Origin of the sequence: Paenibacillus sp. UMB7766-LJ446 (assembly GCF_030226665.1) — a bacterium.
Taxonomy (GTDB): domain Bacteria; phylum Bacillota; class Bacilli; order Paenibacillales; family Paenibacillaceae; genus Paenibacillus; species Paenibacillus vandeheii.
The window spans coordinates 542,202-562,590 of the sequence record NZ_JASOYM010000003.1 but is presented as its reverse complement, the minus strand read 5'-3'; the positions used below and the strand labels follow the sequence as shown (position 1 = coordinate 562,590).

Here is a 20,389-nt window from a genome sequence, read left to right as displayed (position 1 = left end):
ATATTGCACGTAGTGAATATTCTGGCTCTGGTTCTTTTCTTGACGGCATGTACTTCTTACACCAAAGTCTCTTCAGAAGAAGTCAAATCTTTTCGGCAGGATATCGAGCAAGATTTTCCTGCTATTCACAAGACCGAGATTCGTTATTCCACACCTCGGGTCGAAGTCGCTTATACGGTCAAGACAGAACCGGATGAAGAAGAGATTCATCGACTTTTCACTCAAACCGCAGCATTTATGACTAGCCCTTCTTTTCAAAGTGAAATTATTGATGCACAGTACCGTAGGAAATATCCAAGCTGGGGAGATCCAGAGCTTGCCGTGACTATAACCTTGCGCGGAAAGGATATATCTGCTTACCAGTTTACTTGTAAGCCAGAGAAATCCGAATCCGATTCTGGTAAAGCGACATATGCTCAGTGGTACGTTCAGACACGGGATGACATTGTGGGCAAGCCTTATCCCGACTCTGGGATGGAGAATGAAAAGTGACATTATCAAAATTTCTCAGGAAACATGGAACAAATACTGATTAAGAGAATTGATTCTATACAGTCCTCAGATCCATGAGGGCTGTATTTTTTTAAACACTTCATTTACGTCGCCACAGACATCCAAAATAAGGATACAGGGCCGGATGCGTTGCAGAAAGACCATTCCTCTGTTATTATTTAGACATCTAATATTTAGTCATCTAAATAATAGATAAGTTATATATTTTCGGTTTCTTTACGAAAGGAGCTTGAGATTATGTTAAGAATGAAAGACAAAGTAGCCCTTGTTACTGGAGGCGCTTCTGGAATAGGATTGTCCGCAGCCCAATTGATGGCGAAAGAAGGAGCAAAAGTCGTTATTGCTGATTTCAATGTTGATGGGGCAAAGGAAGCAGCAGCGAATATTCAGGCTCAAGGCGGAGATGCTGTGGCCGTTTTTCTTGATGCCGGAGATGAAGCTTCGATTAAGGAAGCTGTGGAATTTGCGGTTCAACAATATGGTAAACTCACATGCCTGTTCAACAACGTTGGCCTGACCAATCTGAAGAAGGATTTGGACGTCGTCAACGTAGATCTGGATGAGTGGGATCGGCTGATGAACGTCAATTTAAAAAGTGTGCTACTCGGTTGCAGATTCGCTATCCCTCATATGATTCAAGCGGGTGAAGGCTCCATCATTAATACAGCTTCGATGGCTGGTTTTACGGGAGATGCAGTTCGGGTTGCCTATGGTGCTTCAAAGGCAGGCGTTGTGAATCTGACAAGGTATATTGCCACTCAATACGGCAAACATAACATTCGTTGCAATGCTGTCGCACCTGGCTTGATCTTGACCCCGGCAGCCCAGAATAATATGCCTCCAGAGGTATTGGATATGTTCGCAAAATATAACGCGCTGCCCTATCACGGGGAGCCCGATGATGTTGGATACACCGTCATGTTCCTCGCTTCGGATGAGTCCAAGTTCATTACCGGACAGACCATTCAGGTTGAAGGCGGCCATTATATTGCCAATCCAACCGTTCCGGATTTTGAGCAGTTTATGAACATGCACAATACGCTGAACAACTAAATTGAATTCGTCCAAATAAAATATAGTTAGGAGTGTTTCATATGGGAAGATTAGATCATAAAGTAGCCATCATCACTGGCGGGGCATCGGGCATTGGAGAGGGCATGGTTGACCTTTTTGCCAAGGAAGGCGCCATCGTTATTGCCGCAGACATTAATGAGGAAGCACTGGAGAAAGCAAGCCAAAAAGCAAATGTGTACGGAATGAAGTTGAACGTCTCATCAGATGAAGATTGGCAGGCACTGGCCAAAGAAGTCAACGACCGTTTTGGCAAAATCGATATTCTGGTCAACAATGCGGGCATTTCTTCAGAGAAGCCGTTTGAGGAAATCGATGCACAGGATTGGCAAAAAATGCTCTCCATCAATGGTTTTGGTCCATTTGCTGGCATGAAACACGTCGCTCCTTATATGGCAGCGCAGAAGAAAGGTTCTATCGTCAATATTTCTTCCTACACCGCTTTGATTGGACAAGGCTTTAACCACTACTCGGCATCCAAAGGCGCAGTACGCGCATTATCCAAAGCGGCGGCAACAACCTTTGGTCGTCAAGGTGTTCGGGTGAATGCTTTGTTCCCTGGGATCATCGAAACACCAATGACTCAATCCTTGAACACGTCAAAGGAACTGCTTGAACGACTAATTCAGGCAACGCCTTTACAACGTCTGGGTCAGGCTATCGATATTGCCAACGCCGCATTGTTCCTGGCTTCGGATGATTCCTCGTACATTACAGGATCTGAGCTGGTTATCGATGGTGGATACTCAGCCCAATAGCGTGTAGAATGATGACAGCCCTTAAGTTGAATGAGGGCTGTTGTTTATTTTTACGAGGAGGATCACATGGAAGAGAAAAATATTTTTGAACTCATACACAATATGGATAATTTCACCAATAAATTGATTATACAGTGGAACAAATCGTTCAATGAAGACCTCGGCGTTTCTCATGTGCTTGTACTCAGTCATCTTAATCAAAATGGAAAAAGCCGACCTTCGGATATTGCAAAACTGTTGGGCCTGACCCCGCCTACGCTCAGCTATTTAGCCGATAAGCTGGTAGCCAAGAAATTAGCCGTCAGGATCGTAGATGAAGCGGACCGCCGTATTATCTATTTGAACATTACCGACAAAGGGACCGAAGTCCTTGAAAGAGCCATCCTGGAGGGACAGAAGCTGCGCAAGGAGTTATTCGAGAAATTGACCAAAGAGGATCGGGCACAATTAGTAAATATTTTTGAGAAGATGAATCGGGAAGATTGAATAATAGCCTGACCTTTGACATAAAGGAACCAGGCTATTTTTGTGTGATAACATAAACTATTCAGGAAAAATTCCGTTCATTAGGCAGGGAATCCGCCTCCTGGTGGCGGCCATGCACCGTAGAAGCGACGCAGCAGCACAATCTCGCCCAGATGGTACGAGTTATGAGATGCGATGTTGCGCAGAAGTCCGGCTTTGGTTTCGCCTGGGAAATACGGCAGGGGGTCATCCAGCTGAACCGTTTCGGCAATCGTTACCGCTCGATCCACCCCATTCAGGAATGCCTGAATATCCTTCTCCCATGCGGCTTCATCCTGAGGGCCTGTCTCTTCAGGCCAGCTCTCCATCACACTAGCCGGAAGTTGTGGCTTTCTTCCTTCCAAGTGCTCCAGCATGAATTGCTGCCAGTAATGCATATGTTTCACCAGTTGATAGATACTGTAGGGCATATGTTCATGTTTGCGATTAGCTAATTCTACGCTAATGTCCGGTAGAGCGCGTTTGATACGAATATGTCCGCGTTCTCCCACTAGTGATTTCACCAGGGCTTGTCCGAATAATTGGTTGGCCTCCGACATGCGGAATCATCCTCTCTTTGTATACCTGTTAAAAGCAGTCGATGACAGTAAAATGACTTCAGAACCATAAGAATCCCTATGATATAATGCTGTTATATAGAGAGAGGGATTATGATCTTTGGTGTGTAGAAGCAGTATAGGCAGTATAGGCTTTTTTCTGCCAGAATGGAGAGAGACTCAAGCAAGCGGAGAGTCAGAAAAAATACATATGCAATCTTTACATAACTCTTTACAACATAAACCCAGCTCACGTTACAAACACATGGCCATCCTTATTATTTTTTTGGGTGTCTTATTGACAATGCGATGGGCCTGGTCTGTCATTTTTTACGTTTCCAATGACCATATGGCTGTGCAAGGCGTTCTCGACCTGCGCGGAGCGGACCTGGATAACTCTCCCGCGATGTTCGCCAATGGAGAATGGGATTTCTATCCCGGAGAGCTGCTGACACTCAGGGACATTAAGGAAAGAGAGGAACAAGCGAGTACTATCGTTGTTCCTGGTTCATGGCGAGATTCCCTCCATCAAGAGGAAGGAAGTTCATTCGGATATGGGACGTATCGACTTCGTATTTTGACTGAGCCGCTTCAGACACCTCTAGAGTTCTGGTTTAAGGGTATTCAGAGTTCATCCGAGATTGAACTTAACGGAGACACGATTGGTGGGGCAGGACGGGTGGCGACGAATGAGGAAGACTACACGCCAGATAGAACCTCATACATTTCCACCTATGAGCAGGCTGGAGCTACGTCAATGGATTTGGTCATTCGTGTCGCCAACTATGATCACCCCTACAAAGGTGGAGTCGTTAAACCTGTGCGTTTTGGTTCTCAAGCTGCCGTGGAATTCGTACATGGACATTCTGTCGCCTTCCAGCTGGCTATTTTTATTATTCTCATTTTTCATACGGTTTACGCTGCTATTCTGTATGCATTACATCCCCAGGAAAAGGCTCTTTTTGTTGCTGCGATGCTAACCCTGACAGTAGCCATCACGATTATAGTTGGTCATGATAATATACTGCTGCATTGGCTTCCCATTAATTTTACCTGGAGTATTAAAATAAGAGTGATTTCTGTATTGTGGCAAAATGTGTGCATTCTCTTATTATTCCAAAGGTTATCGGCGGTCAATCTGCATAAAACATGGCTCCGCTTTTATTTGATTATAACGATCATCTATAGTGTTACCTTGGCCGTTTTGCCTGTCACGACAGTCTATACCCTCATTCACTACAATCTTATTAATGCACTTATGCTGGCATCCATTGTGTGGTTTGGGTATCTCGTGATTCAGATGATGATCCGAAGTCAGAAGGACCATGACCTTATATTTCTGCTGCTTACTGCTGCAGGCATTCTGTCCAACGTTTTATGGAGTGCTCTAGAGAGCAATCAAAGTCGCAGTACTGTATATTATCCGATTGATCTTGTTCTGGCGATTATTGGTTTCTCTTCTTACTGGTTCAAGAAGTATTTCCGGAATGCCAGGGAAATAATTGATTTGTATACAGAGTTGAAGAAGGCAGACAAAATTAAAGACCAGTTTCTTGCCAATACTTCACATGAGCTTCAAACGCCACTGCATGGCATAATGAGTATTGCGCAAAATCTGGTCACCCAACAGAAGGATCGACTCGATCAGCGTAGTCTGAAGGATATGGAATTATTGATTACCATCAGCCGGCGGATGTCTAATCTGCTGGGAGACCTGCTTGATGTGGTCCGTTTGAAGGAACAGCACATTGTGCTCAAGCAGGAGCCACTTTCCATTCAGTCTGTTGTACCTGGAGTTATTTCAATGCTGCAATTCATGGTGGATCGAAAACCCGTCAGTCTCAGGATGGAGGTGCCGGAGTCCTTTCCTTTCATTTGGGCAGATGAGAAGAGACTTGTTCAAATTTTATATAATCTGCTGCATAATGCGATGAAGTATACAGAGGCAGGAACCGTTTCCGTACGTGCGGAAATCCATGAGGGACGTGCGTTTATACACATTGCAGATACAGGGATTGGCATGGATGAGTCCACCTGTCTACGGATATTCCTTCCTTACGAGCAAGGGGCTTATGGAATCAATGATGGACAGGGAATTGGTCTTGGATTGAGCATCTGCAAGCAGCTTGTGGAACTACATGGTGGAGTACTGACCGTTAAGTCTCAGCCCGGGAAGGGTTCCGAGTTCAGCTTTGATGTGCCAATAGCACAGGGGGTTAGTGTCTCACATCCACAGTTTGTTCGGACAGAGGAAGAAGCAGCGAATACGAATCACGGCACCATGGATCAATGGGGCATTCGTGCTTCCGATGAACAGATGGAAGTGGCCACCGGGTTGGAGCATCTGCCGCCTTCACATGAGACTACAGCTTCCATTCTTGTGGTTGATGATGATCCAGTTAATTTGGATGTCCTCGCAAGTATGCTATCCACCGAAGCCTATACCATTGTTACTGCCCACTCGGGACAGGAGGCTATGGAGCTGCTTGGAACACGACAATGGGATCTGCTTATCGCGGATGTGATGATGCCACAAATGTCAGGGTATGAGTTAACACAGAAGGTCAGGGAACTATTTTCAATGTCAGAATTACCTGTGTTACTGTTGACCGCACGGAGCCAGCAGCCCGATATTTATACGGGCTTTGCTTCCGGGGCCAATGATTATGTAACGAAGCCTGTAGATGCACTTGAATTAAAATATCGAATCCGGGCACTGATCACATTAAATCATTCCATTAAGGAACGATTACGCATGGAAGCTGCGTATTTACAAGCTCAAATCCAGCCTCATTTTCTGTTCAATACACTCAACTCCCTAATGGTATTAAGTGATATCGATACCGAACATATGAGGAAGTTGGGCGAAGCCTTCTCATCCTATTTGCGAATCAGCTTCAATTATCTGAATACCGGTGAATTGGTGAAGTTGTCCCACGAGTTGGAACTGGTACAAGCTTACCTGTTTATTGAACAGACACGCTTTGAAGATCGGTTGACGATTGAATGGAATGTGGAGCCGAATCTGCAATTGACCCTACCTCCGCTGTCTATTCAGCCATTGATCGAAAATGCCGTTAGACACGGACTGTTAAATAAGAAAAAAGGCGGTACGGTGTATCTGACTATTGCTCAACAAGAAGGGTATACCCGTATTGAAGTAAGGGATAATGGCATAGGTATGGCGCCGGATAAGGTTGCCCGGTTGCAAGATGCCAGGCTGAATGGAACTGGTGGAATCGGTATTGCCAATACCCATCGCAGGTTAACCCAATTGTACGGCGGCAAGGGATTAGTGATTGTGAGCAAGCTGGGTGAAGGGACGATAGTTTCGTTTGATATTCCGATGGTAGGTGGATTATGAGCATGCGCAATTGGGTTCGAAACGAAAATGTGCAAATGTTTGCTGTTGCTCTTGCTACAGCTGTAGGAGCGCTTTTTAAAATAAATCCTTTTCGGGAGGATTACTTCCGGATTGGTCTGGGTGTAAGTATCCTTTTATTTTTGCTGATGATTATGCCACATCTGTCTTATGTGAAGACTGGGATTTTGGCGGGGATTGCGAACTTGATATTTCAATCGGCTGATTTACTGAATCATGTCCATTCGATCTCAATCATCGAAAGCATGCAGGATAGTCTGGGCGCAGGAATATATTATGTCGTGTTCACCTATGGCCTCAGCAAGTTCAAGAACAGATTCCATGAGATACCGCCTCTTCTGCTGGGTGGATTAATTACGTGCATTGATTTTTCATCTAATCTTGTGGAGCTGTTCATTCGCGGTGTGTTGAGTGGGACAAATATCTTTTATATGAAAGAATGGCTTTATCTGCTGGTGGTCGGTGGTTTACGAAGCTACTTTATCATCGGGTTGTATAACAGTTTTGCGGTGAGGCAGATGCGATTGCTGCATGCTGAGCAGGAGAAGCGGATGGAGCAGATGCTGAGCGTTAACTCAGGTCTGTACGGTGAAGTCTTTTATCTGAAGAAAGCCATGAATACGATTGAAGGCATAGCCGTAGACAGCTACGACCTGTATCAGGATCTCAGAGAGCAGGACTTGAACCAATATAGTCAGCGGACGCTCGGCATTGCTCAGCAGATTCATGAGGTCAAAAAGGATTCCCAACGTATCCTGGCAGGTCTGTTGAAATTGTATGATAGCGAAAAATCAGTGAATATGAGTCTTGCCGAGGTACTGAATTTTGCGACCAAAGGAAACCGGAAATATAGCGAAATGCTGAGCAAAAAAATTGAGTTCCACATGGAGCAGCAATATGATTGCGACTCCCCTTACTACATTCCTCTCTTGACGGTGATGAACAATCTGATTGCTAATGCCGTGGAAGCCATTGAGAACGAAGGAACGATCCGGATTCGAGTTTTACAGCAGGATGGAAATGTGCATTTTGAAGTCATCGATTCTGGAAAAGGTGTACCAGAGGCGAAGCGAGACGTGATCTTCGAGCCAGGGTATACGACCAAATTCAATGAAGTGGGCATTGCAGCGACCGGAATCGGCCTGTCCCATGTACGTGATATCGTTCAGTCCCTGGAAGGACGAATCAGTGTGGAACCGGCTCCGCAAGGCGATAAGGGCTCCGCATTTGTCGTATCCATTCCCAAAGCGAATTTAATTAAGGATGCCCATGGTCAAACTCACATGTAGGCCATGGGTTTTTAAGTATACTGCTGTGCTATAATGATGATTAAATTTGATGACAGCTGGGTCGAGGAGGAAGCTCCTGTGAAAGTCATATTGGTTGACGATGAACGATTGGCACTGATTGGGCTTAGAAAATCGTTAGAGCGTGAAGTAAACGAAATTGAAGTTGTTGCTACATATTCGGACCCAACAGAGGTGATGACAGGTGTACTTATTCATCGGCCTGATGTTGTATTTCTGGATATTCATATGCCGGAAATCGATGGGTTGGATCTGGGTCGGCAGATTCAGGCAGCTGCACCGGGAGTCGAAATTATTTTTGTGACCAGTTATGATCAATATGCTGTACGTGCGTTTGAGTTGTATGCGTTGGATTATATCATGAAGCCGATCCAACAAGGGCGTCTGCATCAAACCTTATTACGGGTAAAAGAAAAATTGAAATTAAAGCGTGCGAATATAACGCGGGATTCCAAGTTGCCGTTAATTTGCTGTTTTAATCAGCTGCAATTTAAGCTGCCGGGAATGGACGCACAGACTGTCAAATGGCGTACCAGCAAAGCACAGGAATTGTTCGTCTATTTACTTCATCATCGCAATCAGATCGTTTATCGCAGCACGTTACTTGAACTTCTCTGGCCGGAACTTGAAGAGTCCAAGACGTTACATCAGTTGTACACGGCAATCTATCATGTACGCCAAACGCTAAAAGCCAACAATATGGATATGATCACGATTCAGAGCGGACACCTGGAAGCGGGATACAAGCTTGAAACCGGGGATGCGCAAGTGGATACCGAGCTATGGGAAAGCGAGATGCGACAATGGAAGGTCGTGGACGCTAATACGGCTGACGCTTATGAACATGTGCTAAGTCTGTACAAAGGCACATATCTCGGGAATTATGAATATATCTGGGCCGAACATGAACGGGAAAGACTTCGCTATTTATGGTTGTATCATATGAGACAGCTATCTGAATTCTACGAGCAGCAGGGGATGCAGAGAAAAGCGATCGAGATTACTGAATGCATTCAGGACATGCTTCCTAACGAAGAGGAGAGCTGCTTTACACTCATGAAACTTTATGATTCGATGAATGAGGTTCTCGGTGTGGAAGAACAGTATCGTCTTCTAACTACCAGAATGCAACAGGATTTGGATATGCCCGTCAGTGAACATATCAACGAATGGTATCAAAGCTGGAAATCCGGTGCCCATATCATTGGAAAGTAGTAGCCTAGGAACCCATATCGAACAGAACATATCATTCGTTATAAATATATACTGATCATGCTGCTTATTTTGGTGCATTAATTGGGATTATCGAGGGGAAAGGTGAAATTAAATGAATATAACCATTGATCAACAGGGCAGCTCCAAGGTTGCCATCATCGAAAGCAGCGATATCATCATTAACGATGTTCAAGATGCACTGGATTTGATGGCTTCTGTGAATTACACGGATGACGCTCATAAAATTCTGATTAATAAATCCAACCTCAACGAAGATTTTTTCGAACTGAAGACCAAACTTGCAGGTGATATTTTGCAGAAATATGTGAATTACCAGGTGAAACTTGCTATAGTCGGAGAGTTTGATGGATACAATAGCAAAAGTCTCAGAGACTTCATCTATGAGTGCAACCATGGCAAGCATGTTTTCTTTTTGAACAACAAAGAGGAAGCGCTTCAGGCCTTGCATAACACCGGTTAACCCACATATTCACATTCTGTAGTCCATCTATCGTAATGGAGGAGGTACATGATATGATTGCTGATCTGAAGCAAACCCCAACTGGAAGCATTGCCCGTTTCGAGCGTCATTGGAAGCATTCTGTAGAAGAGGTATGGTCTTATTTAACGGATAACGACAAGCTGGCAAAATGGTTCACCGAATTGCAGGTGGAGGAACTGCGGGAAGGCGGAGTGATTAGGTTTAATATGCCGGATGGTACGTTCCTGACTCTTCAAATTCTGGACTTTGTACCGCATTCTATTCTCGAATTTACATGGGCAGAGGATCAGGTTCGATTTGAATTACAACCGGAATCGGATGGGTGTCGGTTGCTGCTGATCGAGAAGATAACTAAGATCACAAGCCATACCCCCAAAGATCTTGCCGGATGGCATGTGTGCCTGGACGTAATTGAAGCGTTGTTGGATGACCGCACACTGGAGTCGCGTGAAGTTGAATGGAAAGCCTGGTTCGATAAATACCAGAAGCATGTTGAAGAGTTCCAGTCAATATAGTCACAGGATACTGCCCCTCTGTGGGGAATGATCATGAGGGAGGAATGGTTCGTGAAGCCGAATGCCAAGTTACGAACTTATGCGCTATCTGATGTGGAGAATCTCAAAGTACACGGAAGAACAACCGGAAATCGGGCACCTTTAACGTTGTTTTGGACAGGAAGTGCAGTTGAGCTTAATGTACAGGGTGCAGAGCTTTGGGTAGAGATCGAATCCAATTACGACATGTACGAACCATGGATTAGCATCCTGATCAACGGTGTTCCGGTGAGCAGACAGATGTTAACGGAGGGGAGGTACTGGGTCTGCGTATTCCGTGGCATGAACGAAAATGTGGTGAAAAATGTACGTATCGTCAAAGATGTACAAGCCATGAATGGAGATCAGGGCTGTTCCTTGCAGATTCATGCGTTGAGATCGGACGGAGTGTTCATGCCTGTAGAGCAAAAGCCTTATAAGATCGAGTTCATTGGAGACAGTATTACCTCAGGAGAAGGCGCGATTGGAGCCAAAACGGAAGAGGATTGGATTCCAATGTGGTTCAGTGCCATACATAATTATACGGCCATGACGGCAGACGCGTTGAATGCAGAATATCGTGTGATTTCGCAGAGCGGCTGGGGTGTGCTAACGAGTTGGGATAACAATCCGAATGCGAACATCCCTGATTATTACGAGCAAGTCTGTGGATTGGTGACTGGAGATCAAAACAAAGCACTCGGCGCAGGGGACAAGCATGATTTTAATTCCTGGCAGCCGGATGTAGTGGTGGTTAACCTGGGAAGCAATGATGGAGGAGCCTTTCAGACACCTGAATGGAAAGATCCCGTTACCGGAAAGGTATACAAGCAACGCTTGAATGAAGATGGCATTTATCATGAAGAGGATCTTGCTGCCTTCGAGAATGCCGTGACCCGATTCCTGACCCTACTTCGAAAAAACAATCCAGAAGCGCAGCTCGTATGGGCATACGGCATGCTTGGATTCCCGATGATGCCAGCGATCTATCATGCTGTTGACGTTTATACGAAACAGGCTGGAGATACGAAGGTCTCGGTTATACAGCTACCCAATACGACCGAGGAGACGGTAGGCGCCAGAAGTCATCCGGGTGAGTTGTCTCATCGAAGGACTGCTGATGTGTTAGCGGCATATCTGAAGGAAATTCAAAAATTTAATTATATTTTAAATAAGTAGAGCCAGACCTCTCTTGAACAAGAAAGGACTGGCTCTGTTTTTTTGCTTCTTGTATATCTGAGGAGATGATTAAACCAAACTACTCTTATTTTCCTTCTACCTGATAGCGGATCGATACGATCTGCCCCAGCGTCTGCGTAAGAATCATTTTGAAATGGGAGGGTACCGTTCCTATTGGAAATAGGGGAATGCCCTCGCCAAGGATTATCGGAATAATGGCGATCTCAACCTCATCGAGCAGTTGTTGTTCCAGAACGGCTTGGACCAGCTGGCCACCACCTACAATCCAGATATCACCGTTGGAGTCTTGTTTCAGTTGGGGAATCAGGTTCTCCACTGCCTCGTCCGTAAATTGTACATGTGGCGCAGGGGCTTGTTTGGAACGGGAAAGTACATACGTCGGGCGGTCCGCATAGGGGAATTCATCCGACAGCTTGAGCACCTCTTCATACGTAAGCCGTCCCATCACTACCGATCCAATCGTTGAATAAAACTTGCCATACCCGTTATCGCCACCATCGCCTTCCACATCGAACAGCCAATCCACCGAACCATCCGGTCTTGCAATGTACCCATCCAGACTCATTGCAATATATAACACGACTTTATTGTTAGACATATTAACCGCTCCCTTCTAAAATATATGATACACTCTAACTATGACAAATGTTGACGTAGTTAGGTGGGGTGAATATGAATAATCGAAAACTCGCATTGATGCGACTCATGGATTCGAGAAAGAAGTTTACGGCCCGAGAATTGGCGGAGCGTTTTCAGGTGTCGATCCGTACGATCCAGCGTGATCTGAATGATCTGCAGGAACTTGGATTTCCTTTGTATACAGAGGTTGGGGTGAACGGGGGTTACCGAGTGCTTCCTAATCGGATATTGCCACCCCTTCAACTTACACAGCATGAGGCGTTGGGTCTTTTTATGATGATTGAATATTTGGAGAATGTACCGGATTTTCCGTATGGATCGATTCGTGAGCATCTGGCCGAGGAATATTATTCAACTTTACCTCAGGATGTACAGGATCTGATTACACGTATGAGACAGCACATTACGTTTCTTCAACATCATGCTGTGCAGGCCGAGGCGTTAACAACAGAGATATTAGGCGCAGCAGTAGATAAAAAAGAGATCGAATTTATATATCATTCCCGGCAGGGACATAAAAAAGTACAGGCTGTTCCCATCGGCATCTATTATGATCACGGATATTGGTATATGCCGGCCCAGAGGAAGGATCGGGTACTGTTGTATCGGGCAGATCGCATGCAGGAACTGGTTATACTGAATGCAATCGACGAGTCGGTTCCAAGCCTGCAAGAGTGGTTGAATTTCAAGGAAAACAGAGAAAGCGTGGAAGTTGTGCTGCAATTCACGGATTTTGGCGCGAGACTGGCAGGATCAGATGTACTGTTCAAGTCGGTTGAGGGTAATGAATGGCGAGGATTGGTTCCGCCTGAGGAGTTTCCTTTTACAGCGCGGAAGCTGCTCTCCTATGGGCCTGAAGTAAAGGTGATCGAGCCGCTGGAGCTGCAACAACAAGTGAGAGAGATGCTGGAACGGAGTTTGAAGCAGTACAATATATTATAAAAGGATATCGCGTTCTCATATGGAACATATAAGAGTATCATGAAAGTACTTATTATAGGATTCACCGAATGGGGGGCTACCATGATTCAATTCATAAGAAGTTTCGCGATCCGCTCTATGCAGAGTCCATGCGATGAACAACGGCGGTTGTTTGCATAGAGCTTGAAATCCTTTTCCGCCACACCAGTATTGTGGGTTTAAGAATTGTTCATCGGTTGACTCTGCTGCCTTAAAGATTTTAACTTTTAAGGAGCGGAGCAAATATGAAATATATTAACGCAGACACCATCTTTCCGGAAGAGTTGTTGAAGGAAATCCAGCGCCATATCCCTGGCGGATTGGTGTATATCCCCAAACCTAAAGAAATTCATCAAAAGTGGGGCGAGGGTTCTGGAAGCAGAATGCTATTGAAGCAAAGGAACGATGAGATCCGCCAGCTATTCGCTGCGGGGATGTCCATTGACCAGCTTATAGAACGATTCTGTTTATCGATCGACAGTATCAAGAAAATTGTCTATTCCAAAAAGTGATTAAACGGTTAGAGCCGCATTCGAGAAATCGAATGTGGCTTTTTGTGTAGGGATTGATTTAAATGATTTGTTGCCTATATTGTGCAGAAGAAGAGCAATACAATGTGTTTATAGGACTGTTACTAACAACACATTACGTCAGCCGTAGGGGGAGCCAAATTGAAAATTGACGTACAATTAACGCATAACAATGAGGCATACATCATCAAAAACATGTACCCTCTATACCTTCATGATTTATCCGGACATTATGGTCTAAATGCAGGGCACATTCCAAATCACCATGGGATTTTCGAAGAAAGCAATGATTACAAAACGTTGCAAGATCAATATGATGTCCAGAACATATGGTGGGAAAAACCGAACGTTCTCTATGCATTTTTAATTAGAGTAGATGGTGTACCAGCAGGTTTTGTATTTGTAGCTACCCCGCCTCATTGTTCGGCAGATACGGATTTCTTTATAAACGAATTCTTTCTGATGCAGCCATTCAGAGGTGTGGGGATTGCAGAGTATGCTGCAAAGGAGGTATTCCAGAGATATCGGGGACGATGGGAGTTGTTCACGAATCCTTCAGAGAACAATAAAGTAGGTCAACACTTTTGGCGAAAGACCGTATCGAATTATACGCAAGGAAACTATACGGAGCTGCAGGATCAAACCTATGATGGCGAAAAGTTAATCTTTAGATTTTCAAATTATTAAAGTTCTCTATTAATTTATATGAAAGGGGCCAGAGGAGTAATCCAGAAGCCTTCTTTTTTGCATTTGCATTTCTGTGTACTTAGCCCGTAACAATCCCAAGCTTTATTCATCCGGAATACGATGTAGCCAGCAAGTTTTTAAACAGGGTCCAGTTGTAATTTTGATAATTATTCGATGGTCCGGCCTTGTGTAATTGACTGTTTATTCTAATCTGGTGTGCCACATAAGCTGGACATTTTATCCATATTAAGGTGATAATTTAAAGTGATAAAGATACGAAAGGGTTTGATCAACAATGCGCAAGTTAGCTTATGTTATGAGCGGATTATTTCTCTCATCCGTCTTGATCATGGGGTGCACCTCATCCGAAACGACAGAAATTTTACAAGAGACGCCACCTGCTTCAGAACAGCTGAGTATCGTGACTAATCAGAAGGCATCCGCGGAAGATGAGCAGCAGGCTCTCGAAATGGCATTGGAATACAAAGAAACAGAACTCACCGTTGATTATAAAGACTATGAGGATACTCTGACTATGGAAGGGCTATTGGCCAAAGGAGAGACCATGAAGCCGTTCCTGACTACAAAGAATTATGAGGCTTACATGGCTAATCGTTATATTACACTGCCCCTGCTGGTTGCAGACAAAGAAAAGGCTCTATTGCGTCCGGAAGACATACAGGCCAAGATCAAAGAGAGTAAGAGCGATTGGATACTGGTGGAATACACACTTGATTTGATATTTACAGATGAGGATGGAAAAGAAATGAAAACCATTCCGTTATCAGGTGAAATCACCTTTTTACAGGAACAAGGGGAATGGCGCATTCAGGACGACACATACAATATGAAGGCATTCTTAGAGATCATCAATAAGTCATTGTAATTCATTTAGAGTCTGTGAGTCTGGTACGTTGTGTACTCCCCATTTGCATATTTCCTCAAGAATCGGCATCAGACTCTTGCCTCTTAGTGTTAAGGAATACTCGACCTTCGGTGGTGTCTGGTCATATTCCACTCTCTTCACAACATCATCGCGTTCCAGATCATTCAGTTGGGAGGTTAATACCTTGTACGTAATTCCAGGGACACGTCTCTTGAGTTCTCCGTAACGTGTAACCCAATCCAGCCCCTACTAGAAATTTTGGACAGATAAAAGGGGCCGTGCCTCCAATTATGAAACTGAAGAAGGGACCCCTTTCCTGAAATGCAGAACGCTCAGCGCTCATCCCCAATGTTTAAACTAAAAATCAGTTCGCCCAAATGTAGCATCGCCCTTCACCGATGCACTGCTGGAGGCATTGATGGCGTCCAGCTGCAATACATAGTCGTAATGCCGGATGTAATATCCAGGCTGGCTGTATGACTGAAGCGAGACTTTGGCGCTATCTGTCCAGCCTGGACTGCTCAGAAACGTGGCATCTCCTTTATAGGCGGTTGAATCCGCGTAAGCCTCAAGTACGATTTTGTTGCTGGCGTTGCGCTTCAGGAAGTAGCCAGGAAAGTTGATGGACTCCAGTGAGATGCCTGTAGAGCTGGCCAAGCCGGGTACGACGTGGAAATGGGAATCCAGTACAGGTGAGACATTGGCGTCGATCCGTGCAGTGAAGTTGGAATGACGGATGTACCGATCCGGATAATTGAAGGAGCTGAAACGGCTGTAATTTGTCGCATCAGGTGCTGCTGGCCCTAACATTTTGACCTCATGCAGGGTTGGGGTGTACCAGTTGCCCGGGTTGTTCCACAGGACAGCGTTGACCATATTAATGCGTACATAACGGGCGGTGAAATGAACAGCGTCGGTTGTAAACCCATAGGTAGTGTTGCTGGTTCGATCCAGCGTGGAGTAGTTGACGCCGTCGTTGCTGATTTCAATTTTGTATTTATAATAGCCTTCTGAACCTTTATACATAAACCAAGAGATATCGATCTCCGTAATGGTCTTCGGTGCGCCAAAATCGACCTGCCACCAGGCGGGCCAAGTATTGGACGAAGCGGCCCATGAGGTCTGATAATTGCCATCATTGACATTGGATGCAGATGAGCCGGAGGCTGTGGAGATGGCGGTAGCTGTTTTGCCTTGGGCGTGGTTCACAAGAGAAGGTGGCGTTACCGTGCCTGTTACAGCATCGATATTCCACTCTTTGTACCATTCCATTGAGGCACTGCCGTTTGAATCATTCAGGGTCAGTGGCAGCCAGATGTGCTTATGCTCACCAAGATTGAGTGGATTCCAGCGGTCGCCCATATAAATATAGGATGTGGTGTTGCTGCCTGTAATCGTGGCAATATCATGGATTTGAGAGCCGAAGGCCGATGGATTGCCATAAGGTGTAAGAGCGGACCACGTGCCTGTCATGGACGATGCGGTTGCATACGCGCCCTGATTCGGATACCAGCCAGCAGCTTGGGAGGTGAAGAGGTAGTAGCGATTGCCTTTTTTCACAACGGCAGGAGCTTCACGATAGGCATTCTCAAATTGCCAGCCCACAAAGGATTCCACACCGGTATAGCTGGCGTTCATTTTGAAAATAGCCATCGTATCATTGGCCCCGCCATTCTTGCGGGAGGCTGTAATCAAATAGCCTGTACCATCCGTATCTACGAAAACAGTCATGTCACGTGACTCATAATCCAATGGTCGGAAGCTGCCCTCATACGTGAATTTACCGTTGGGTGTGCTGCTGGTCGCCACCGCGACCCGCCCTAGATTGTAGTCCGTGCCGTTCTCGTAATGAGCCCATAACACATATTGCTTCGTGGAGGCATTGTAGATGACCTTGGGACGTTCGATTTTGCTGGAGGCCAGCTCAGTTGCAGAATCCTTGGTCAGGATGGCATTGCTGAACGTCCAGTTCTTCAGATCGGTTGAAGTATAGACGTTAACGCTGTCAAACTTGCCGCTGACCGCATGCTCGCCGTACCAATAATATGTGCTGCCGACTTTCAGAATGTTTCCGCTATTGGCCTGAATCGGGTTGCCAGCGGTATCCAGCCAATCGGAACCATTGGTGATGGTCACGCTTGCGGCGCTAGTTCGTTCGGGGTGAAGGCCAAACATGGTTAGCGTGAGCGCGAAGACTAGAAACCAGACTGCTTTCCTGTTACCCATTGGATATACCTCCTAAGTTCGAACTAATATAGAGCGCTTACAATTTGATTGTAATAAAAATCAATTCTAGTACAAGTGAACAATGTATACTCCAATGAACAAATGGGGCTTTTACCAGTGTAGAGCGGCAATAGCGAGTCATTTATCCACCGAGAATTGTATCAATCGGGAATTGTCGCTTTGGCCTTGTACTGTAACCGTCCAACATTCAGGCTGTAAAGACAAAAAGACCGGGAGTCCCAAGACTCGCCAGTCTATTTCATATATGGTTTTACCAAAGAACCTTTCCTAGAAAAACTTCAGTTATACTTCCAATAAGATGGAATTAACCTTAGGTGACGGGAGTTATTTATGACCTTTGCGAACCTTGAGCTGCATGCGTTTTATCGTTGTCGTTTGCATAACCTCAAGCACGAGAGGGCCTTTGCCGTTCAGAATCTCCACATCGGTTACATTATCCAGAATGGTAATAATCCCGATGTCGTCTGCAGTAACGCCTTCAATCTTGGCGATGGTACCCACGAAGTCTACTGCACGGAGCTTCTTCTTCTTGCCACCGTTGAAGTTCAGCTTCATGATCTGCTGGTTCAGCTGTTCACGCTTGTCCTTTTTGCGTTCAGGCACAATCTTCAATCGCTTCTCGAACTCTTCCCGGCGACGGTCAACAGCTTCCTCGGAAGGAGCTTTAACGACAGGGATCTCAAATCCGATATAGGATTCGATCTCAGCCAGACGTCTGCCATCCTTCGGTGTAACCAAAGTAAAGGCTTTACCTGTTTTCCCTGCGCGACCCGTACGGCCTGTACGGTGCACATATCCTTCTTTTTCCAAAGGAATATCGTAGTTGATGACATGGGTAATATTCGTGATATCAATACCTCGTGCGGCTACATCAGTCGCAATCAGGTAACGGAATTGTCCTCTTCTGAATGCATTCATCACTTCGATGCGCTCATCTTGTTCCATACCTCCATGGATGCGATCCGCTGGATAATCGAGGTCAGCCATGACACGGAACAGCTTATCCACGTTCTCCTGCGTACGACAGAACACGATACAGCTATCCGGATTCTCGACAATGAACAAGTCCTGAAGCAGCGCCGTTTTGTTCACCTCTGGAACGTGAATCACAGCATGTTCAATCGTGGCTGTGGTAAGACCACTTGCCTTGATCTCAATCTCCACCGGATTGTTCATGTATTTGCGTGATAGCTTGGCTACATCTTCCGGGAACGTAGCGGAAAATAACATCGTCACTCGCTCGCTAGGCAGTGCCTGAATAATGGCTTGCACCGTCTCGATAAAGCCCATATTCAGCATCTCATCGGCCTCGTCAATGACAAGGTAGGAGATGCGATCCAGCGGCAGGGTGCCGCGTTCGATGTGGTCCAGTACCCGTCCAGGTGTGCCTACAGCGACATGCGTTCTTTGTTTTAACTCCGCTTTTTGAACATGAAAAGGGGACTGACCGTATAGTGCGGTTGCTTTAATACGCTTAAAGCGACCGATATTGGTAATATCTTCGTTAACTTGCAAAGCCAGCTCGCGGGTTGGTGTGAGAATCAAAGCCTGAGGCTTATTTTCGTTCCAATCCACCAGCTCACAGAGCGGAATGCCGTAGGCGGCTGTTTTTCCGCTGCCTGTTTGGGATTTGACCACAAGATCTTTATTATCAAGGGCTACTGGAATCACTTTGGTTTGAACCTCCGTCGGGGTTTCATAACCCAGGCTATCCAGCGCTTTTACGATTTCTTCGCCAAGTCCATAATCTTTAAATTGTTGCTTACTCATCGTTAACCTCTTTTACGTTAGTTTTGAATACTCTACATACAAGCATTGCACCGTACACTTATCATATACCTCTTCATTATACTCTATATATAGGTGGGTTAACGGAGTAATTCACAATGATGTTTAAATCGTATGATGCAAACCAAGTCTTTCTGAACTCCAGTCCCATAATTCTAAGGCACGTTCGGGGCTGTAGGATTCCTCGGAAGAAGGGATTTTCTGCGGTCCATCCCAGTACGTTCCCTTCAATTCGCTTATAGGTTGATGTAATACGAGACTTGCAAGGTCAATTCCTGATTGTCTGGTGGTGCGTATGCCAGCATTAAAGAAACGCATCAGAGGCATTACATAATTCCACATGAAACGAAGGAGCGGGCGATACTCTCTGGCGAGAGCGGAACCTTTGCCAGGCATCATCCCAGGATTAAATGCAGCGACGGCAACAGTTCTTCCAGATTGTTGGACTTGGCGGGCGAGTTCATATGTGAAATACAAATTGCATAACTTCGATGTTGTATAACGTAGTTGTCCCCGGGCAGAAGGAGAGAGGTCTGAAAGTAATTGATCGGACTGGGCTGGATCAGACATGATATTGGGATGAGCATAGCGAGGAGCGGGCATACCGGTTTTGGCTCCGGGATCATGCGTGTCACTGGATACAACGATTATTCGCCCCTGTTCCTGAAGCGACTCAAGCAGCAAGCGGACGAGCAGGAAATGCCCCAGATGGTTCACTCCAAAGGTTGCCTCGACACCATCCGTAGTGGATTGTGTATTTTGCACAAATTGAGACCCGGCATTGCAAACGATGGCATAGAGGGGTGGAAGATCGGTTTGTATATATTGCGCTGCAAGTTTCCTTATGGATGCCGTTGAAGCCAAGTCTAGCTCCATAGCCGAAATATTGGGGTTACTCGTAGATTGGATCAACGTCTGCACTGCAGCGTTTCCTCTACTTAGGCTGCGAGAAGCAATAACGACATGCCACTTTTGAGATGAAGCGATCACTTTGGCACATTCATATCCAAGACCGGTATTACCGCCTGTAATAATCACTGTTTTATTGGGTTTACTCATGGATTACACTCCCTTGAATGAATTTATATTAGATACGATACTGTATCGTAT

Annotated in this window: 20 protein-coding genes; 14 read left to right on the top strand and 6 right to left on the bottom strand. The window is 45.4% G+C overall.

Annotated features, from left to right (window positions below):
* Positions 1-12: 12 nt before the first annotated feature.
* From QP794_RS10570 to QP794_RS10555, 4 genes are all read left to right on the top strand, one after another.
* Entirely contained in the window at positions 13-492 is a 480-nt protein-coding gene (locus tag QP794_RS10570) for a hypothetical protein (RefSeq protein WP_285076275.1), read from the top strand.
* A gap of 258 nt (positions 493-750) precedes the next feature.
* Positions 751-1,566 (top strand): SDR family NAD(P)-dependent oxidoreductase, encoded by an 816-nt coding sequence (locus tag QP794_RS10565; protein WP_285076273.1) that lies wholly within the window; start codon positions 751-753, stop codon positions 1,564-1,566.
* 41 nt (positions 1,567-1,607) lie between these two features.
* The gene (locus tag QP794_RS10560) at positions 1,608-2,342 is read left to right on the top strand and encodes an SDR family NAD(P)-dependent oxidoreductase (RefSeq protein WP_285076271.1); all 735 of its coding nucleotides are present in this window, start codon (positions 1,608-1,610) and stop codon (positions 2,340-2,342) included.
* Positions 2,343-2,408: 66 nt separating this feature from the next.
* Complete coding sequence (locus tag QP794_RS10555; protein ID WP_285076269.1) at positions 2,409-2,828, top strand: MarR family winged helix-turn-helix transcriptional regulator; 420 nt, start codon at positions 2,409-2,411, stop codon at positions 2,826-2,828.
* Positions 2,829-2,908: 80 nt separating this feature from the next.
* Here the strand turns inward: QP794_RS10555 and QP794_RS10550 are convergent, their stop codons facing one another.
* Positions 2,909-3,406 (bottom strand): DinB family protein, encoded by a 498-nt coding sequence (locus tag QP794_RS10550; protein ID WP_285076267.1) that lies wholly within the window; start codon positions 3,404-3,406, stop codon positions 2,909-2,911.
* 301 nt (positions 3,407-3,707) lie between these two features.
* Between QP794_RS10550 and QP794_RS10545 the strand changes: the two genes are divergently transcribed.
* The 6 genes from QP794_RS10545 (at position 3,708) to QP794_RS10520 (ending at position 11,521) form a co-directional block, all read left to right on the top strand.
* Positions 3,708-6,767, top strand: coding sequence for an ATP-binding response regulator (locus QP794_RS10545; RefSeq protein WP_285076496.1), 3,060 nt, complete (start codon positions 3,708-3,710; stop codon positions 6,765-6,767).
* A gap of 2 nt (positions 6,768-6,769) precedes the next feature.
* Positions 6,770-8,074, top strand: coding sequence for an ATP-binding protein (locus QP794_RS10540; protein ID WP_285076265.1), 1,305 nt, complete (start codon positions 6,770-6,772; stop codon positions 8,072-8,074).
* A 33-nt stretch (positions 8,075-8,107) separates the two neighbouring features.
* Positions 8,108-9,307 carry a response regulator gene (locus tag QP794_RS10535; protein ID WP_285076263.1) on the top strand — a complete coding sequence of 400 codons (1,200 nt, stop codon included), beginning with the start codon at positions 8,108-8,110 and terminating at the stop codon, positions 9,305-9,307.
* Positions 9,308-9,419: 112 nt separating this feature from the next.
* Positions 9,420-9,788 (top strand): DUF4180 domain-containing protein, encoded by a 369-nt coding sequence (locus tag QP794_RS10530; protein WP_285076261.1) that lies wholly within the window; start codon positions 9,420-9,422, stop codon positions 9,786-9,788.
* A 53-nt stretch (positions 9,789-9,841) separates the two neighbouring features.
* Positions 9,842-10,324, top strand: a complete 483-nt coding sequence (locus QP794_RS10525) for an SRPBCC family protein (protein ID WP_285076259.1) — start codon at positions 9,842-9,844, stop codon at positions 10,322-10,324.
* A 33-nt stretch (positions 10,325-10,357) separates the two neighbouring features.
* Positions 10,358-11,521, top strand: a complete 1,164-nt coding sequence (locus tag QP794_RS10520; RefSeq protein ID WP_483311890.1) for an SGNH/GDSL hydrolase family protein — start codon at positions 10,358-10,360, stop codon at positions 11,519-11,521.
* 85 nt (positions 11,522-11,606) lie between these two features.
* Here QP794_RS10520 and QP794_RS10515 read toward each other — a convergent pair whose 3' ends face one another.
* Positions 11,607-12,140, bottom strand: a complete 534-nt coding sequence (locus tag QP794_RS10515; protein ID WP_285076255.1) for a dihydrofolate reductase family protein — start codon at positions 12,138-12,140, stop codon at positions 11,607-11,609.
* Between the two features lie 74 nt (positions 12,141-12,214).
* Between QP794_RS10515 and QP794_RS10510 the strand changes: the two genes are divergently transcribed.
* From QP794_RS10510 to QP794_RS10495, 4 genes are all read left to right on the top strand, one after another.
* Positions 12,215-13,123 carry a helix-turn-helix transcriptional regulator gene (locus tag QP794_RS10510; protein WP_285076253.1) on the top strand — a complete coding sequence of 303 codons (909 nt, stop codon included), beginning with the start codon at positions 12,215-12,217 and terminating at the stop codon, positions 13,121-13,123.
* A 263-nt stretch (positions 13,124-13,386) separates the two neighbouring features.
* Positions 13,387-13,653, top strand: a complete 267-nt coding sequence (locus QP794_RS10505; protein WP_285076251.1) for a CD3324 family protein — start codon at positions 13,387-13,389, stop codon at positions 13,651-13,653.
* Positions 13,654-13,812: 159 nt separating this feature from the next.
* Complete coding sequence (locus QP794_RS10500; protein ID WP_285076249.1) at positions 13,813-14,358, top strand: GNAT family N-acetyltransferase; 546 nt, start codon at positions 13,813-13,815, stop codon at positions 14,356-14,358.
* Positions 14,359-14,674: 316 nt separating this feature from the next.
* A complete protein-coding gene (locus QP794_RS10495; protein WP_285076248.1) occupies positions 14,675-15,244 on the top strand; it encodes a hypothetical protein in 570 nt (189 codons plus the stop codon).
* Here QP794_RS10495 and QP794_RS10490 read toward each other — a convergent pair.
* From QP794_RS10490 to QP794_RS10475, 4 genes are all read right to left on the bottom strand, one after another.
* Positions 15,236-15,487 carry a winged helix-turn-helix transcriptional regulator gene (locus QP794_RS10490; RefSeq protein WP_285076494.1) on the bottom strand — a complete coding sequence of 84 codons (252 nt, stop codon included), beginning with the start codon at positions 15,485-15,487 and terminating at the stop codon, positions 15,236-15,238. The two genes, QP794_RS10495 and QP794_RS10490, sit on opposite strands and share 9 nt — an antisense overlap.
* 114 nt (positions 15,488-15,601) lie before the next feature.
* Positions 15,602-17,419 (bottom strand): AbfB domain-containing protein, encoded by a 1,818-nt coding sequence (locus QP794_RS10485; RefSeq protein ID WP_285076491.1) that lies wholly within the window; start codon positions 17,417-17,419, stop codon positions 15,602-15,604.
* Between the two features lie 396 nt (positions 17,420-17,815).
* Positions 17,816-19,261 (bottom strand): DEAD/DEAH box helicase, encoded by a 1,446-nt coding sequence (locus QP794_RS10480; protein WP_285076246.1) that lies wholly within the window; start codon positions 19,259-19,261, stop codon positions 17,816-17,818.
* Between the two features lie 123 nt (positions 19,262-19,384).
* Positions 19,385-20,338, bottom strand: coding sequence for an SDR family NAD(P)-dependent oxidoreductase (locus QP794_RS10475; protein WP_285076244.1), 954 nt, complete (start codon positions 20,336-20,338; stop codon positions 19,385-19,387).
* Positions 20,339-20,389 lie beyond the last annotated feature (51 nt).

Bases quoted from the DNA above. Each gene is read 5' to 3' on its own strand.
- QP794_RS10565 (WP_285076273.1), top strand. From the start codon at position 751: ATGTTAAGAATGAAAGACAAAGTAGCCCTTGTTACTGGAGGCGCTTCT.
- QP794_RS10560 (WP_285076271.1), top strand. From the start codon at position 1,608: ATGGGAAGATTAGATCATAAAGTAGCCATCATCACTGGCGGGGCATCG.
- QP794_RS10555 (WP_285076269.1), top strand. From the start codon at position 2,409: ATGGAAGAGAAAAATATTTTTGAACTCATACACAATATGGATAATTTC.
- QP794_RS10550 (WP_285076267.1), bottom strand. From the start codon at position 3,406: ATGTCGGAGGCCAACCAATTATTCGGACAAGCCCTGGTGAAATCACTA.
- QP794_RS10545 (WP_285076496.1), top strand. From the start codon at position 3,708: ATGCGATGGGCCTGGTCTGTCATTTTTTACGTTTCCAATGACCATATG.
- QP794_RS10540 (WP_285076265.1), top strand. From the start codon at position 6,770: ATGCGCAATTGGGTTCGAAACGAAAATGTGCAAATGTTTGCTGTTGCT.
- QP794_RS10535 (WP_285076263.1), top strand. From the start codon at position 8,108: ATGATGATTAAATTTGATGACAGCTGGGTCGAGGAGGAAGCTCCTGTG.
- QP794_RS10530 (WP_285076261.1), top strand. From the start codon at position 9,420: ATGAATATAACCATTGATCAACAGGGCAGCTCCAAGGTTGCCATCATC.
- QP794_RS10525 (WP_285076259.1), top strand. From the start codon at position 9,842: ATGATTGCTGATCTGAAGCAAACCCCAACTGGAAGCATTGCCCGTTTC.
- QP794_RS10520 (WP_483311890.1), top strand. From the start codon at position 10,358: ATGAGGGAGGAATGGTTCGTGAAGCCGAATGCCAAGTTACGAACTTAT.
- QP794_RS10515 (WP_285076255.1), bottom strand. From the start codon at position 12,140: ATGTCTAACAATAAAGTCGTGTTATATATTGCAATGAGTCTGGATGGG.
- QP794_RS10510 (WP_285076253.1), top strand. From the start codon at position 12,215: ATGAATAATCGAAAACTCGCATTGATGCGACTCATGGATTCGAGAAAG.
- QP794_RS10505 (WP_285076251.1), top strand. From the start codon at position 13,387: ATGAAATATATTAACGCAGACACCATCTTTCCGGAAGAGTTGTTGAAG.
- QP794_RS10495 (WP_285076248.1), top strand. From the start codon at position 14,675: ATGAGCGGATTATTTCTCTCATCCGTCTTGATCATGGGGTGCACCTCA.
- QP794_RS10485 (WP_285076491.1), bottom strand. From the start codon at position 17,419: ATGTTTGGCCTTCACCCCGAACGAACTAGCGCCGCAAGCGTGACCATC.
- QP794_RS10480 (WP_285076246.1), bottom strand. From the start codon at position 19,261: ATGAGTAAGCAACAATTTAAAGATTATGGACTTGGCGAAGAAATCGTA.
- QP794_RS10475 (WP_285076244.1), bottom strand. From the start codon at position 20,338: ATGAGTAAACCCAATAAAACAGTGATTATTACAGGCGGTAATACCGGT.